Consider the following 14,708-nt stretch of genomic DNA (forward strand, 5'->3'; position numbering starts at 1 on the left):
CGCTTGACGCCATCCTTGGAATAGGTAAAATTTCGCCTCCCAAGCGGGAATAGCTCAGTTGGTAGAGCGCAACCTTGCCAAGGTTGAGGTCGCGAGTTCGAGTCTCGTTTCCCGCTCCAGATTCAAGAAGAACGCTCCCGACAGGGGGCGTTTTTCGTTTGCCTGGCGCCTGCTTCATCCCCACTTCACCGCCACTCCTTCGCCTCGCCACGCGCCAGTTCGAAGCTGCATCTGTGTTCCTCCAGAACGATGCAGCCATGCCCCAAACTCCTTCCGCCTACGACCATGATGTGGTCATCGTTGGCGCCAGTTTCGCCGGTGCCGCCTGCGCACTGGCTGCTGCCCAGTACGGCCTGCGCGTCTGCGTGCTGGAACGCAAGGCCGACCCCGGCGGGCGGCTGCACACCACCGGCATCGTGGTCAAGGAAGCGATGGAGCAGACCTGGCTGGGGCGCATGCCCGAACATCTGGTGCAACGGGTCGCCAACGTGCGCCTCTATGCGCCGAACCTGCGCAGCGTATTGCTGGCCGCACCGGGTTACTACTTCCTCACCACCGATACGCCGAACCTGATGCGCTGGCTGGCCAGCGAACTGCATGCGAACGGTGTCGACCTGCGCCTGCAGCAGTCCTTCACCGACGCCCATCGCCGCGGTGACGGCTGGCAGGTGGAAGGGGCAGGGAGCTGCGCCTATCTGGTTGGCGCCGATGGCGCGCGCTCACGCGTGGCCCGGCGCACCGGCCTCGGCCAGGTACGTGACAACCTCTACGGCGTAGAACGTGAGTTCGCCGGTCAGCAGGTGGCGCAGGGCGATGCGCTGCATTGCTTCGTCAGCAAGCGCTACGCCCCGGGCTACATCGGCTGGGTCGCCCAGAATCCGAGCGGTCTGCAGGTCGGGTTGGCGCTGCGTCACGATCCGCAACGGGTGCGGCCGCCGGACATTGAGGGTTTCCTCGACCACGTGCGCGGTGTGGTCAACATTCCGCCTTCGGCGCGCCCCTCGGCCACCCGCGCCGGCCTGGTGCCCTGCGGCCGACCGGATGGTCCGATCACTGGCCACCGGCTGATCCTGACCGGCGACGCGGCGGGCATCGTCTCGCCGCTCTCCGCCGGAGGTATCCACTCCTCGTGGCGGCATGGCTGGGCGGTCGGCGAGGCGATTGCCCGCCATCTGCGTGGGCAAGGGCCGGAAGCGGAACGGGTGGCGCAGCAGGTGGCGCCGGCGTTCCATGGAAAGCGCCTGCTGCGCTGGGCGATGGATCATCTGCAGGTGGACTGGCCGTTCAACGCGCTGCTGCATACGTCCGTCACGCGGCGCATCGCCGAGCAGATCTATTTCCATCGTCGTGGCGTGCGCGCGTGAAGGGTGCCGGCAGGCGTGCCTGGGCGCCGTCCCTCGCTTCCCGTGAAAATTCCTGTTGACGCCGTGCAGCAATATCGACACAATAGCGCTCCTTCGACGCAGGTCGAACGAAATCTGCGGGAATAGCTCAGTTGGTAGAGCGCAACCTTGCCAAGGTTGAGGTCGCGAGTTCGAGTCTCGTTTCCCGCTCCAGATTCATGAAGAACGCTCCCGAAAGGGGGCGTTTTTCATTTGTCATGATGTTGGCGGCAGGGGCCGCTACAGTCGCGCCACGGCATCTTCATAGCGGGCGTGATATCACTCGCCCGGCGTGACGAATCCGAGGTCAGTGTCGCAATCGGAATGGCGGGGCGCATCGGTCGTGGGGACGACCGCAGGCGAGGGAAGCGGAGAGCGCGTCAACAAGAGGCAATGGCCTGGATGTTGCACCAGCGTTCCGCGCGTCGCATGCACTGAAAGGCTGGCGAAAGGCCAACACCATCGTTGCCTGAACCGCACGCGTGTTGTGACCGTTTTCGGACCAATTCTCCATGTTCGCTCCACAATCGCACGGTAGCCTTCATGCTCCTTCTACACGTTGGCGGGCTGGTGGTCAGGCGTATCACTCCAGTGGCAGTGCCCAGGACCGGGCGCGGACTCTCCCTGCAGGCATTGCTGCGCCCGGGCGCACTGCTGACCAGCCTGGCGCTGGCAGGTTGCATGTCGGTGCCGGCTCCGGACCTGCCTGATCGCACCCCCAGCACCTGGACCCAGGTGCCGCAGGGCCAGGGCGTGGCGGTGGAGGCCAGGCAGTGGTGGAAGGTGCTGGCCGACCCGGCGCTGGACGGCCTGGTCGATCAAGCCATCGCCGGCAACCTTGATCTGCAGCAGGCCACGTTGCGCCTGCAGGCAGTGCGGATCGTCGCCGGCACCTCGGATTCGCGCTTCCTGCCGGAGATCTCGGCCAGCGCCAAGCAGGTACAGGACGCCGCCGCGGTCGACACCTATTTCCATGCGGGCATCGAAGCGATCTGGGACCTGGGCCTGTTCGGCGCCGCCGAGAGTGCCCATCTCAGCGCGCAGGCCTCGGCCGGCAATGCCGAGGCGTTGCGCAATGCCGCACAAGTGGCGGTGATTGCCGACGTGGTGCGCAGCTATCTGGACCTGACCGTAGCGCAGGCCCAGCAGGATCTGCTGGTCAGACAGCAGGCCGTGGATGATCGCGGCGAACAACTGGCACGGGTTCGCCTGCGCCTGCGCCTGGATGAGCCGGGCGAGCTGGAACGCCTGCGCGCGCGCCAGGCGGCGACCCGGGCAGCGACGGCGCAGGCCCGCGAAAATGCGGACAACGCGGCCCGCGCGCTGGCGCTGCTGCTGGGGCGTGACGGGCCGGATCCCGCCTGGCGCGCGTACCGCGCGCCGCCGAAGCTCGGTGCATTCTCGCTGCAGCAGGTCCCTGCGGATCTGCTGCGCTACCGCCCGCAGATCCTGCTGGCCGAATCAGAGGTGATGCAGGCAGCGGCCAGCAAGGGTTCGGCGCGCGCAGCGATGTATCCACGGGTCAGCCTTGGCGGCTCCATCCTGTACGCGTACAACCTCACCCAGAACGCCCGCTCCAATTCCGATTCGAGCCCGTCGATCGGCCCGTACATCGATATTCCGCTATGGGACTGGGGCCAGCGTCGCGCGCGCTTCCATGCCAATGAAAAGCAGCTGGATGCCGCCTTGCTGGGATACCGCAAGGCGGTGCTGGAAGGCGTGAGCGAAGTGGAAGGCGCGCTGGGCAGCCTGGCGCGGCAGGACAGCAGCATCCAGTCGTTGCGCGCGGCCAACGACGCCGCCGGGCAGCAGGTCAAGCGCCAGGCGCGGCAGGTGCAGCTGGGTCTGTCCAGCGAGTTCGATGGACTCGACACGCAACGCGCCGCACTCGCCTCGCAGGCTGATCTGATCGCTGCGCAGGGTGCGCGCGTTCTGGCCTTTGCATCGCTGTACCGCGCCCTCGGCGGCGCCCCGCTGCCTGCCGAGGGTGAGGGCGAACCACAATGATCGCACTCGCCCGCAAGACCCTGGCCTATGAGTGGCGCCGGTTCCTGCCGGTGGTGCTGGCGATGTGTTTTGCCGGTGTGCTGTTGATCGTGCAGGCCGCACTGGTGCTGGGCATCTTCGGTACCGCTGCGATCTATGTGAAAGCGTCCTCGGCTGATATCTGGGCCGGTTTCCCCGGCACCCAGAGTGTGAATTACGGCCATGCAATCAGCGCGGATGTGGAAAGCCATCTGCGCATGGACCCGGATGTCACTCGCGTCGAGCCCTACGAGTGGGTCGATGGCGAATGGCGATCCGGCGCGCAGGGCACCGGCAATGTGTCGGTGTACCTGTCCGGTATCTCCACCCGGGACGATGCGATGATGTTCGCGCGCATCCTCCCTGCCAACCTGCGCGCGCAGCTGCGCGAGCCGGGTGCGGTGATCGTCGACAGCGCCGATCTGGATACGCTGGGCGTGGACCTGCAGAACAACCGTGCCTGGATCAATGGCAAGGCGGTGCGCGTGGTCGCTGCACAACCGGGCCTGCGGGGCCTGGGCGGCGTCAACGTGCTGGCCTCGCTGGATACTGCGCGTGCCATCGCCGGTACCGACCCACATGAGGGCAGTACCTACTTCGTGGCGGGCCTGCGCTCGCCGGACCTGGCCGGTCGTGTGCGTGACCGCTTGTCCGCGTCGATGGGCCGGGCCACGCCGGTCGAGTTCTGGACCGCGCCGGAATTCGCCAGCCGCTCTCAGCAGTACTGGTTGTTCGATACCGGCGCGGGCATCGCGGTGTTGTTCATGGCCGTCATCGTCTGCTTCGTCGGCGCGGTGATCACCAACCAGTCGTTCGCGTCGGTGGTGGCTGGCTCAGTGCGCGAGTACGCCACGCTCAATGCGCTCGGTGCCGGTCGCTACGCGCTGGCGCGGGTGGTGTTCGAGCAGGCCTTGCTGATCGGCGGCGTGGGCATGTTGCTGGCGGCAGCCTTCAGCACGGTGGTGCTGTTGATCGCGCAGACCCAGCGCGTGCCGGTGCAGCTGACACCGATGGTGATCCTCGGCTGCGTGGCGCTGGTGGCGGTGATGGCCATGCTCTCCAGCATCATGGCGGTGCGCAGTGTCGTCCGCTCCGATCCATCGTTGCTGCTGCGTTGAGGACCGGCCGATGACTTCTACACGCGCCGTCGCTCCGACCCTGCGGGCCGACGCATTGGAAAAAGGCTTCATGTCCGGTGATGTGCAGGTGCCGGTGCTGCGCGGCCTGTCGCTGGACATCTATCCCGGCGAGCTGACCCTGGTATCCGGCCCGTCCGGCTGCGGCAAGAGCACGCTGCTGTCGCTGCTGTCCGGCCTGTCCGCGCCCGATGGCGGTCGCGTGCACGCGCTGGGCCAGGATGTGGGCCACATGACCCGCAGTGAAGTGGAGCGTTTCCGCCTGCACCATGTCGGCTTCGTGTTCCAGGGCTTCAACCTGTTCCCGGCACTGACCGCGCTGGAGCAGGTGCAGCTGCCACTGGGCTACCGCGGCATGCGCAATCGCGAAAGCGAGCCGCTGGCCCGCATGGCTCTGGAAGAAGTCGGCCTCAGCCACCGCAGCCACATGCGCCCGGCGCAGCTGTCCGGTGGCGAGAAACAGCGCGTCGCTGTCGCCCGTGCGTTCGCCAAGTCGCCGACGTTGATCTTCGCAGACGAACCCACCAGCGCGCTGGACGCCGAGAACGGTCAGCGCGTGATCGACATCCTGCATCGCTACGCACGTGCGCATGGTGCCACCGTGCTGTGCGTGAGCCACGATCCGCGCCTGATCCGGCATGCCGATCGGGTGATCGCCATGGAAGACGGCATGGTCCGTGATGACCGCCGCCAGAACGAAACCGTAGAGTCCGCCCCATGACCAAGACGTCGCATCTGCTTCCCCTCAGCCTGGCCCTGTCCGCGGCACTGCTGCTCGGCGCCTGTTCCAGGGAGGCGCCCACCGCTGCATCGGCCCCCTCAGGCAAGGAGGGTACTGCCGCCGCCGGCAAGGTCGCCGTGGCGCGGGGCATCATTGACGTCGAAGGTGGCCTGATCGCGCTGGCACCGCCGGTGGATGGCTCGATCATCGCCGCACCGGTGAACGAAGGCGCCACGGTGAAGAAGGGGCAGCTGTTGTTGTCTCTGGATGGTGCCCTGCTGCAGCAGGAGGTGGCGATGGCCACCGCCGATCTGGCCTTGGCCAATGACCGCCTGAAGGGCAGCCAGGCGCAGCTGCGCGAACTGGAGCGCAGCGCCATCCGTCTGTCCACGGGCGCCAGCGAAGGCGTGTCCTCGAACCAGCAGGCCGATGCGGCCAAGCAGCAGCTGGCCGGTGTGCGTGCCGATGTCGAGGTGGCCGGTGCGCAGGTCGACATGGCGCAGCACAAGCTGGAGCACGCGAAGCTGAAACTGCAGCAGATGTCGTTGAGCGCGCCGGAAGCCGGCACCGTGGTCGGCCAGGTGCCGGGCGTCGGTGCCTTCGTGCAGGCGGGCAAGCCGGCGATCTCGGTGCTGCCGGCGCGCCCGCTGCAGGTGCGCGCCGAACTGAGCGCCGCCTACGCCGATGCCGTGCAGGTGGGCATGAAGGCTACTGTTGTGCCGGACAGTGATGGTGCGGAGAACATGGGCACGCTGCCGCCTGCACGCGTGGTGCGCATCAGTCCGGTGTTTGCGCAGGCACGCCTGCCTGAAGATGCAGGACGTGGCATGGCCAAGGTGGTGGAGTGCGTGTTGGAGTTCGACGGGCAAGCCAAGGCGCGCTTCGGCCAGCACGTGCGGGTGGAGTTCCGGAAGTAGGCCTCTAGCGCTGCGGCGGGGGAGTCCGTGGTGACCCGCGCCGCCAGAGCGCCCGCCACGCGCTCACCGCCGACACCACGCACAGCGCCAGCAGCAATCCCACGTCCAGCAGCAGCAACCACAGCAGGTGCATGCCTTGTACCGGCGGCTGGTGCATCGCCGACAGCATCCACGGTATCGACCACACCAGCAGCAGGGCGAAGGCGATAAGCAGGCGCAGCCACAGGCGTTTGAGTTTCCACGGGCGCACGATCAGTGCCGCCACCACCAGTTCAACCGTGCCCAGCAACGCGAACACGATGACGGTGCTGGTCGGATAGGGCAGCTGGGCGCCTTCCAGGCGATGCAGCAGCCAGTAGTCCGGAGTGAAGCCAGCATTGACAAGTGCGGCGATCAGCGCCAACCAGGTCAGCGCGACCAGCAACCAGAACAGGCGGACGTAGCGTCTCGGCATCGGGGGTGTCCGTGCTTGGGCGGGGCAGCGTAACCCAGTGCGGACGCCCGTGACCGCATGATGTGAAGACTGTTGACGGCGTGAAGGAATTTGGACACAATAGCGCTCCTTCGACGCAGGTCGAATGGAATCTGCGGGAATAGCTCAGTTGGTAGAGCGCAACCTTGCCAAGGTTGAGGTCGCGAGTTCGAGTCTCGTTTCCCGCTCCAGATTCTACAGGGCCCCGGTAGGGGCCTTGTTTTTCTCCCGCCACGGCAAGGCGGGGCACGTTGGGCCACAAGGCTTTACGCGCAGTCAGAAAAGTGAAATCGCTGGTGTGTTTTCCGGATTTCCGGTAGCATGTCGGCTTACGCGGGAATAGCTCAGTTGGTAGAGCGCAACCTTGCCAAGGTTGAGGTCGCGAGTTCGAGTCTCGTTTCCCGCTCCATGTTCCGACAGGCCCCATCTTGGGGTTTTGTCTTGTCAGGGCTAGGTTCCTGGCGCGCAGTACGTTGGCCTCATGGCAGAGTGGCTATGCACCGGATTGCAAATCCGTTTACAGCGGTTCGATTCCGCTTGAGGCCTCCAATTGAAAAGCCCTGACTCCGGTCAGGGCTTTTTTGTTTGGCTGCGATCGATTCCCCGCTCGCGCGATCACCGCTCGGCAGTCAGTCATGGCAGATGCGGTGGCGCTACACTCGTGTGATGAACCAGATTGATCACTTCCGCGGCGCCTTGCTCGGCCTCGCGTGCGGCGATGCCGTCGGTACCACGCTGGAGTTCAAGCCTCGTGGCAGCTTCATCCCGATCACCGACATGGTGGGTGGTGGGCCGTTCCAGCTGCAGCCGGGGCAATGGACCGACGATACCTCCATGGCGATGTGCCTGGCCGAGAGCCTGGTGCGTTGTGACACCTTGGATGTGCACGATCAGATGAACCGCTACGCCAACTGGTACCAGCATGGGTACTGGAGTGCGACCGGCGAGTGCTTCGATATCGGTATGGCAACGCGGGCTGCCATCGACCGGTTCCTGCAGGACGGCCAACCGCTGGCGGGTAGTGACGACCCACGCAGCGCTGGCAATGGCTCGATCATGCGTTTGGCGCCGGTGGCATTGCGCTACGCCGGGACTCCCGACCTGCAGGCAATGGCCGCGCTGAGTTCGCGAACGACGCACGCTGCGCAGGAGTGCCTGGAGGCGTGCCGCTTGCTGGCGGTCGCGCTGGAGCGGGCGTTGGCAGGTGGCACCCGTGACGCGGTGCTGGATCTCAGCAATGTCCCTGTCGAGAGCGCGCGGCTGCGGCAGATCGCGGCGGGCGGCTACCGCGGTGCCGCGCGTGAGCAGATCCGTGGCAATGGCTATGTTGTCGACAGTCTGGAAGCTGCACTCTGGTGCTTTGATCGCCACGACACCTTTGAAGCCGTCGTACTCGAGGCGGCCAATCTTGGCGAGGACGCCGACACCACGGCCGCCATTGCGGGGCAGCTGGCGGGCGCATTCCATGGTGCGCGCGGAATCCCCGGGCGGTGGTTGCAGCGGCTGGCCCTGCGTGCCGAAATCCAGGCGCTGGCCGATGCGCTGCACGCCTTGAATCAGGGCAGCGACTGCGCTGCGTGAGTCGGGTTGCCTGCCTGTGAACTGCGCCGGCAGGGCGCTCCCTGCGGCCGCCATTTCCGACGCCGCGCTGCTTCACCTGCAGCCGTTCGCCGCGCCCCGGTCGCCAGTCTCAGCCGGCCACGACATGGAAAGGCGCTATGGTCGAGTTCCACGTCTCAGGGAGCCGCAATGGCGAGCAAGGACATCACGCGTCGTTCCAGCCACGGAGCGAAACGGAAATGAGCAAAGTCACGGCAGATGTGCGCTGGTTGACCTTCCGCTTGAAGAACGGGCAATCCATTGGCCCTGATCGGCTGAAGGACGGATGGGTCATCGCCTCGGAAACCGCCCGCTGCGGGGTGCGCCGCGAGCATATCGAAGGGTCGGGCCTGGTATATGCCCTGTACGCGCCGGCCAACCTGGCCTCACCACGGCGCGCGGAAATGCGCATGCGCGAATTCCTGATGAGCTCGGGCTACACCTTCACGATGGGCACGCTGGGCGGCTGAGCTGCGCGCGGGCCGCGATTGCTCAACGCTGCGCGGCCTTCAACGCCTCGATGATCTGCGCGCCGGAGAAGCCACAATGGCCTTCGCCAACGGGCGGCAGCACCTGTGGCAGCGGACGGGCGCCGGCCCGAGCGGCCGTCCGCGGATACACCGTCTGCATGCGCGGCACGATCGTCGGGTCGTTGTTGTTGAACTGGATCACCAGCGGTCGCCTCAACGCACCGCTCAATGCCAGCTCCCTGCGGACAGCGGCCCGCGCGGCAGGCACGGCATCGACACGTTGCACGCCGGCATTGAACGCCATGTCGTCACCGAAGCCGCTGTAAGCCACACCTCTGTTGCCCACCGGCATGCCGCCACTGCGCGTGGCCAGTTCGTGCAGGACCAGTGCATGCAGGCTGATCGTTCCGGCCAGTGCATCAGCGGACACCTGCAGCCGCTGTGCCAGCAACGCGGCATGTGACGGGCTGCGTTGCAGCGCATTGGAGATGCCTTGGTACAGTTCGCCCTGTGGCAGCGCAGCCGCTTCGCGTGAGACCAGTCCCGCAGCCGGCAGGCCTTCGGCCTTGGCAAAGAAGTAATCGAAAGCGACCAGCGTGGTCAGCAGATTACTCGCGATCTGTTCGCCACTGAGATTGGCGCCGCATAGCGACACACCACCGGCGTAGTGTTGCGGGAACCGCTCGAGGCTGGCGAGGGTCACGGCGCCGCCCATCGAAAATCCCAGCATCCAGACATGGCGCACATGCTTGAGTTCAGCCACTGCATGCCGGCGCAGGCGTTCCATGTCGGTGATCGCATCGGCCACCGCCCAGCCCTGGCTGGCATAGGCGCTCTGCGCGACGGCGTAGCCTGCAGCCAGCAGTGGCGCGGTGCCGTCATTGGCGGCCATCGGCGTAGCACGTGGCACGCCTACCGGCTCGTAGCCGTGCGCCAGCATCACCAGGTCACCGTTCCAGTCGGCCGGCACGTCCAGGCGCCACGGCGCGCCCTGCAGCTCGCCGCTCAGCGTGCGTGCCGCCGTTGGCGCTGACGCCAGCAAGGTCGTCGAAGGCAGCAGCAGGCCGAGGGCGAGGGCGCATCGAAGCAGGGCGGGCATCGGGGTCATTCCATGCGGGAATGACCCCGAGCATAGATGCCAGCGAAATGTTGCGCGCGCTGCACTGCCGCAGGAAGGGCGGGCTGGGGGGGGGGGCGCCCGCTCCCCGAGTTGATCACGTCCGCTACGGGGGTGATTCCGATACGATGTGTCGCCTTGATCTCTTTCTACTTTACCCAGGGTCCCGTCATGGTCGACCGTCTCGCCATTCTGCTTGAACGCTTTGCGGTTACCGCCTCGGTGTTCCATGCCGGCGCGCTGTGCGGCATCAACTCGCTGGCGGGCGAGGATGACGCCGGGCAGCTGCATCTGGTGCGACGTGGCCCGTTGCAGGTCAGCCATGGCCAGCAGACCGTCCAGGTCGAGGTGCCGAGCCTGCTGCTGTACCCACGGCCGATGCCGCATCGGTTCAGCACCGATCCGCAGCACGGCGCCGACATGGCCTGCGCCAATCTGCATTTCGAGGGCGGGCGGCTCAACCCGATCAGCGCGGCGTTGCCCGATTTCATCTGCCTGCCGCTGGCCGATTTGTACGGCGGCAACGCAGCGCTGGAGCTGCTTTTCGAAGAAGCCTTCGAGCAGCGCTGCGGTCGTGCGGCGATGGTCAACCGGCTGTTCGAGGTGGTGATGATCCAGGTGCTGCGGCAGCTGATGGAAGGGGGGAAGATGCGTGGTGGCCTGTTTGCCGGGCTGGGGCATCCGCGGCTGCGGCTGGCGCTGGTGGCGATGCATGAAGCGCCCGCACAGTCCTGGACCCTGGAAGACCTGGCCGAGGTGGCCGGCATGTCACGCAGCGTATTTGCTGCCAGTTTCCGTGAGGCGATGGGTACCACCCCGGGCCAGTACCTGCAGGGCTGGCGGGTGGGCCTGGCGCAGCAGGCACTGCGTCAGGGGCGCCCGTTGAAGCGGATCGCTGATGACGTTGGCTATGGTAGCGAAGCCGCGCTGTCGCGCGCATTCAAGGCACATACCGGGCAGTCGCCGCGGGAGTGGCGCGGACAGGCCCGCGCCGGCGCGGGCTGAGCCTCAGCCCAGCACCAGCCGGGCCAGTTTCATGCCACCGAACAGGCCAACCAGGCCCAGTGCCACCGAACCGCCGGCGTACAACGCTGCCAGGCCATGCTGGCCGCGCTGCAGCAGCAGACCGATTTCCAGCGCGTAGGTGGAGAACGTGGTGTAGCCGCCGAGGACGCCGGTGGCCAGCAGAAGGCGCAGCTGCGGCGACGCGCCATTGCGCAGGGCGAAGGCTTCGACCAGCGCGCCCATCAGCAGTGCACCGCTGATGTTGATCAGGAAGGTCGACCACGGCCACGGGCTGCCGACCGCTACCCGCGTACCGATCAGGTTGCAGGCATGGCGAAGGCAGGCGCCGAGCCCGCCGCCGACGAAGACCAGCAGATAATTGTTCAATGCGTGCATCACATGCCTCGGTTGCGGGTTCGCTGATTCGATGGCGAACGCCGACGACAGGCATGGCCCGCCATCGACGAAGACCGGTTCGTCCTGGCAGGAGCCATCAGCCCTTTCGGGCGGTTATCGGGGGAGCCCCATCCCCATCCGCGACCATGCTACCAGTGGTAGTGCATTCACGTCATCGAGGTCGTCAGCACCCGGATGACCTTGCTGCGGCTGAAGCCGTCCATCAGCAGTTCGAAGGCCAGCAGGTCCAGGGCCGCGTGGCGGCGATGGTCGATCTGCAATCCCTTCTCCTCCACCAGATGGCTGACCAGTTCGTAGGCGTCCTGCCAGACATCCAGGTGGGCCTGGCTGGGGATATAGGTATTGCCCCGCTCACCGACGCCAAGCCCGCTCACGCCGTACAGCAGTTCACGCGCGTCCAGTTTGGCCGCATCGGCGATGCGGAACAGCTGTTCGGCCTTCACATGGGCGGGGCTGACATGGTCGTTGAGCCAGTTGCTGATGGTTGCCGTCGTCGAATCGGCGGCGCGGGCCAGATCGGCCGGGCGAGGGTGCCCGGCTTTCTTCATGGCAATGGCGAGTCGTTGGCCGAGAGTATTCATCTATGCAAGCCAGCTTAACGCGTGGATCGCAAAGTTCCCTTGTTCCAAGAATAAGTCTGGTTAACAGAAGGACCGACCGTGACCGAATTCTGGAGCAAGGGGCAGGTACGCGCCCGGCTGGGTTTCCGGACCGATGCCGAACTGGCGCGCTTTTTTGGCATAAGCCGATCTGCCGTGTCGCAATGGCCCAAGAACTTCCCGATTCCTGCGCTACGCCAATACATCCTGCATCAGCGCTATCCCAACCTGTTCCCCGCGACTGAGGATACGCAGGGCGAGTAAGCCTAAACTGCGCCGCCTTTTGTCGCATATAGCACCCTAAGCGGCATTTGCTAAGTATGCTTAGCAATATTGGAAACTTCGATGAAACGGGGCTGGCCCATCAATGGCGCCTACCAGGGCGGGGCCGGGGAAATCGGGGCAGTGTGTCGGGTCCGGCCCATCCGGGCACCCCGTCTCCCCGTATGTGGTTTCGTGAACGATTAATAATTTCGATCACGAAAGTCGCGGTATGTAATTGACCTGTCGTGAAATCTATGACTAATTGGGATCAACCGGACGTGAAGCCCGGGAGTCTTTCAGTAGCTCGCAAGTGAGTCGGTAGACCGTCAACGATGCAGAACAAGTCCAACGGAGGTCGTATGGAATACGGCATGCATGGCTTGGCTGAACGGGTACGCCGCGAACTGGAAGCCAGTTATCACAAACACGGATGCGGTCCGGCGTTCTGGGATACCTACCAGCAGGTGCTGGACCGCCTGGTCCCGCAGGGGACCGAGCGTACCGAAGTCACCAATGAAATGGCGCTGATCATCGAGCAGCTGGGCATCGTCCGACGTGCGCAGCTGGTGCCGCCGCACGCCAACGGGCCGCGTTGATCCGTTGATTCAAAGCAGGCGCCAGGCGCCGCAGGCCAACAGCGCCAGCAGTATCGACAGCAGTGCCAGGGTCCGCGGTCGCCACCATTGCCGCGGTTGCCCGGCCATGGCCTGCGGACTGCAGTAGCGCACCAGCCCCGTGCCGAAACCGGCCTGGTGCTGCTGCCGCGAGCAGGCCTCCAGGCAGGCGCCGCAGGCCAGGCAATCGGCCTGAGGTCCCTGGCGGATATCCAGTTGCATCGGGCAGGCGCTGACACAGGCAGCGCAATCGGTGCAGTCGCCCAGGCGGTCGGCGCTGAAGGTGGGCATCGGTCCGGCCAGCAGCGGATGTGCAGCGCGGAACACGTAGTCCTGTGCGGTGGTCGGGTCGAGCAGGCCACGGCCGCGTCCGAGCACGCCCCCCAGCCCCGACGGACGCATGCCGCGCGGTTCGCCGCGGCGCGCGTCGTACAACATGCGGGGTGTATGCGGATCGGTCAGCAGCGGCTGCAGGCGCGCGAACGGGCACAGCGAACGGCACACCTGCTCGCGCAGGAAGCCGGCATTGCCCCAGGTGGCGGCGGCATAGAACAGCACCCAGAACGTTTCCCAGCCGCTCCAGCCGGCATGCGGCGCGGCGGCCACCAGTTCTTCGATCGGGCTGAACAGACCGACGAACGTGATGCCGGTCCACAGCGACAGCAGCCCCCATGCCACCTGGGTGGCAGGGCGCACGGCGGGCGCTGGCAAGGCCCGGGCCATGGCGCGCGCAATCCAGTCGAAGGCGCGGCGCCATAGCGTCTGTGGGCAGGCGTGGCCGCACCAGATGCGGCCGACGAGGTGGGTGAGCAGCGCGAGGCCCACCGCCAGCACCGCCAGCAACCCTATCAGCACGCCAACATCGCCGGGCCACAATGTCCAGCCAAACAGGTCAAAGCGCCGTGCGTTGATGTCCAGCAGCAGGGCCTGCCGCCCATTCCAGCGCAGCCATGGCAGGGCATAGAACAAGGCCAGCAAGAGCATGCTGAGTGCGGCGCGCCAATGCCAGCGGCGTGGGATTCCGGTGCAGGCCGTACTCATCCCAGCGGCAGCTCGTCGTCGTCGTCGCTTGGCATCGGTCGCTGCAGGTACCAAGTGACCGCGCTGGACAGTGCGGTCACCGACCAGAACATGAAGAATCCTGCCGTATAGCCCAGTTCGCGGCTGATCGCCGTACCCGGAAAGCTGATCGCCTGCAGACGCAGCGGGTCGACAAAGGCGAAGAACACCACGCTGGCCAGGCCTGCAGCGATGAAGCTGGGCCAGAGGATGGCGCCCCAGTGCTGGATCAGCTGCTGGCGGCGGCTGGGAGAGGGTCTGTTCATGCTGTCCCGGGTCGGAATGAGGGCGGCGCGTATACTCCGCCGAGGCTGGCGCAGCATCCGCAGGGCATGCTTCCTGCAGGAATGCCAGACTAGGTGCAGCGGACTGCGCCGACATTGATCTGGATCAACGGCGGTGCCGGCCGGCTACGGCACACTGCCGGCAAGCTTTGGATACCCCGATGAACGCAATATCGCCGCCTGTCCTGCCCGTCGCCTCGCCCCGGCTGTGCACTGAGCAGGAAGTGACCCGCCTGGTCCACGACTTCTATGCACGCGTGCGCGAGGAGGAGCGGTTGGGGCCTGTGTTCGAGGCACACGTCCACGACTGGCCGGAACATCTGGCGCAGCTGGTCGATTTCTGGTCGGCAATGCTGCGCGGCACGCGCCGCTTCAAGGGCTCGCCGATGTCCAAGCACATGGCCATCGAGCTGGACAAGGACCTGTTCGACCGCTGGCTGGTGCTGTTCCGGATCACCACCGCCGAGTGCGGCAACCCGCCCATGCAGGCGCTGGCCAACGACGTGGCCGCGCGCATCGGTGACACCTTCTGGAAGCGCTACCAGATGCTGCGCTGGCCGCAGGTCGGCCTGCCGGTGCTGGAAATCCCCACCCGCGATTGATCTGGGTCAAGGCGGTGGCGTCCGC

Annotated in this window: 17 protein-coding genes, 5 tRNA genes and 1 riboswitch; of the genes, 16 read left to right on the forward strand and 6 right to left on the reverse strand. The window is 65.9% G+C overall.

Features of this window, described 5'->3' with window-relative positions; all coding sequences use genetic code 11:
• Positions 1-43 precede the first annotated feature (43 nt).
• The 7 genes from ACS0OT_RS06990 (at position 44) to ACS0OT_RS07020 (ending at position 6,181) form a co-directional block, all read left to right on the forward strand.
• Positions 44-119: transfer RNA gene (locus ACS0OT_RS06990), tRNA-Gly, on the forward strand.
• 138 nt (positions 120-257) lie between these two features.
• Complete coding sequence (locus tag ACS0OT_RS06995) at positions 258-1,364, forward strand: NAD(P)/FAD-dependent oxidoreductase (RefSeq protein ID WP_442256101.1); 1,107 nt, start codon at positions 258-260, stop codon at positions 1,362-1,364.
• Between the two features lie 116 nt (positions 1,365-1,480).
• Positions 1,481-1,556, forward strand: a tRNA-Gly gene (locus ACS0OT_RS07000).
• 369 nt (positions 1,557-1,925) lie between these two features.
• Positions 1,926-3,389, forward strand: coding sequence for a TolC family protein (locus tag ACS0OT_RS07005; protein WP_065179818.1), 1,464 nt, complete (start codon positions 1,926-1,928; stop codon positions 3,387-3,389).
• On the forward strand, positions 3,386-4,525 hold the full coding sequence (locus tag ACS0OT_RS07010) for an ABC transporter permease (protein WP_005415989.1): 1,140 nt from the start codon (positions 3,386-3,388) through the stop codon (positions 4,523-4,525). The genes ACS0OT_RS07005 and ACS0OT_RS07010 overlap by 4 nt, the downstream gene beginning before the upstream one ends.
• Before the next feature lie 10 nt (positions 4,526-4,535).
• Positions 4,536-5,264 (forward strand): ABC transporter ATP-binding protein, encoded by a 729-nt coding sequence (locus ACS0OT_RS07015; protein ID WP_164093056.1) that lies wholly within the window; start codon positions 4,536-4,538, stop codon positions 5,262-5,264.
• On the forward strand, positions 5,261-6,181 hold the full coding sequence (locus ACS0OT_RS07020) for an HlyD family secretion protein (RefSeq protein ID WP_111202150.1): 921 nt from the start codon (positions 5,261-5,263) through the stop codon (positions 6,179-6,181). Before ACS0OT_RS07015 ends, ACS0OT_RS07020 begins: the two co-directional genes overlap by 4 nt.
• Before the next feature lie 4 nt (positions 6,182-6,185).
• Here ACS0OT_RS07020 and ACS0OT_RS07025 read toward each other — a convergent pair whose 3' ends face one another.
• Positions 6,186-6,635: a hypothetical protein gene (locus ACS0OT_RS07025; RefSeq protein WP_111202149.1), complete on the reverse strand. Its 450-nt coding sequence runs from the start codon at positions 6,633-6,635 to the stop codon at positions 6,186-6,188.
• A gap of 133 nt (positions 6,636-6,768) precedes the next feature.
• Between ACS0OT_RS07025 and ACS0OT_RS07030 the strand changes: the two genes are divergently transcribed.
• From ACS0OT_RS07030 to ACS0OT_RS07050, 5 genes are all read left to right on the forward strand, one after another.
• Positions 6,769-6,844, forward strand: a tRNA-Gly gene (locus ACS0OT_RS07030).
• A gap of 142 nt (positions 6,845-6,986) precedes the next feature.
• A tRNA-Gly gene (locus ACS0OT_RS07035) sits at positions 6,987-7,062 on the forward strand.
• Between the two features lie 66 nt (positions 7,063-7,128).
• Positions 7,129-7,202, forward strand: a tRNA-Cys gene (locus ACS0OT_RS07040).
• A 117-nt stretch (positions 7,203-7,319) separates the two neighbouring features.
• Positions 7,320-8,234, forward strand: a complete 915-nt coding sequence (locus ACS0OT_RS07045; protein WP_111202148.1) for an ADP-ribosylglycohydrolase family protein — start codon at positions 7,320-7,322, stop codon at positions 8,232-8,234.
• 218 nt (positions 8,235-8,452) lie between these two features.
• Entirely contained in the window at positions 8,453-8,722 is a 270-nt protein-coding gene (locus tag ACS0OT_RS07050; protein WP_005415995.1) for a hypothetical protein, read from the forward strand.
• Between the two features lie 22 nt (positions 8,723-8,744).
• On the opposite strand, the gene ACS0OT_RS07055 is transcribed toward ACS0OT_RS07050, so the two are convergent.
• Positions 8,745-9,821, reverse strand: a complete 1,077-nt coding sequence (locus ACS0OT_RS07055) for an alpha/beta hydrolase family protein (protein ID WP_134970132.1) — start codon at positions 9,819-9,821, stop codon at positions 8,745-8,747.
• Positions 9,822-10,010: 189 nt separating this feature from the next.
• Between ACS0OT_RS07055 and ACS0OT_RS07060 the strand changes: the two genes are divergently transcribed.
• Positions 10,011-10,844, forward strand: a complete 834-nt coding sequence (locus tag ACS0OT_RS07060) for an AraC family transcriptional regulator (protein WP_065195794.1) — start codon at positions 10,011-10,013, stop codon at positions 10,842-10,844.
• A 3-nt stretch (positions 10,845-10,847) separates the two neighbouring features.
• On the opposite strand, the gene crcB is transcribed toward ACS0OT_RS07060, so the two are convergent.
• Positions 10,848-11,240: a fluoride efflux transporter CrcB gene (crcB, locus tag ACS0OT_RS07065; RefSeq protein WP_053500374.1), complete on the reverse strand. Its 393-nt coding sequence runs from the start codon at positions 11,238-11,240 to the stop codon at positions 10,848-10,850.
• Between the two features lie 81 nt (positions 11,241-11,321).
• Positions 11,322-11,385, reverse strand: a riboswitch (Fluoride riboswitch).
• A gap of 22 nt (positions 11,386-11,407) precedes the next feature.
• Complete coding sequence (locus tag ACS0OT_RS07070) at positions 11,408-11,809, reverse strand: helix-turn-helix domain-containing protein (RefSeq protein ID WP_061478466.1); 402 nt, start codon at positions 11,807-11,809, stop codon at positions 11,408-11,410.
• Between the two features lie 111 nt (positions 11,810-11,920).
• On the opposite strand from ACS0OT_RS07070, the gene ACS0OT_RS07075 reads away from it, so the two are divergent.
• Positions 11,921-12,124 carry a hypothetical protein gene (locus ACS0OT_RS07075; protein ID WP_005416000.1) on the forward strand — a complete coding sequence of 68 codons (204 nt, stop codon included), beginning with the start codon at positions 11,921-11,923 and terminating at the stop codon, positions 12,122-12,124.
• A gap of 359 nt (positions 12,125-12,483) precedes the next feature.
• Positions 12,484-12,720, forward strand: coding sequence for a hypothetical protein (locus tag ACS0OT_RS07080; RefSeq protein WP_005416001.1), 237 nt, complete (start codon positions 12,484-12,486; stop codon positions 12,718-12,720).
• Positions 12,721-12,729: 9 nt separating this feature from the next.
• Here ACS0OT_RS07080 and ACS0OT_RS07085 read toward each other — a convergent pair whose 3' ends face one another.
• Positions 12,730-13,779 carry a 4Fe-4S dicluster domain-containing protein gene (locus ACS0OT_RS07085; protein ID WP_442256102.1) on the reverse strand — a complete coding sequence of 350 codons (1,050 nt, stop codon included), beginning with the start codon at positions 13,777-13,779 and terminating at the stop codon, positions 12,730-12,732.
• Positions 13,776-14,063 (reverse strand): hypothetical protein, encoded by a 288-nt coding sequence (locus ACS0OT_RS07090; RefSeq protein ID WP_014036651.1) that lies wholly within the window; start codon positions 14,061-14,063, stop codon positions 13,776-13,778. Before ACS0OT_RS07090 ends, ACS0OT_RS07085 begins: the two co-directional genes overlap by 4 nt.
• 179 nt (positions 14,064-14,242) lie before the next feature.
• Between ACS0OT_RS07090 and ACS0OT_RS07095 the strand changes: the two genes are divergently transcribed.
• Positions 14,243-14,683, forward strand: a complete 441-nt coding sequence (locus ACS0OT_RS07095) for a group III truncated hemoglobin (protein ID WP_442256103.1) — start codon at positions 14,243-14,245, stop codon at positions 14,681-14,683.
• The last annotated feature ends 25 nt before the right edge of the window (positions 14,684-14,708 follow it).

The sequence above is a fragment of the Stenotrophomonas maltophilia group sp. RY12688 genome, from assembly GCF_052149045.1.
GTDB classification, from domain to species: domain Bacteria; phylum Pseudomonadota; class Gammaproteobacteria; order Xanthomonadales; family Xanthomonadaceae; genus Stenotrophomonas; species Stenotrophomonas sepilia.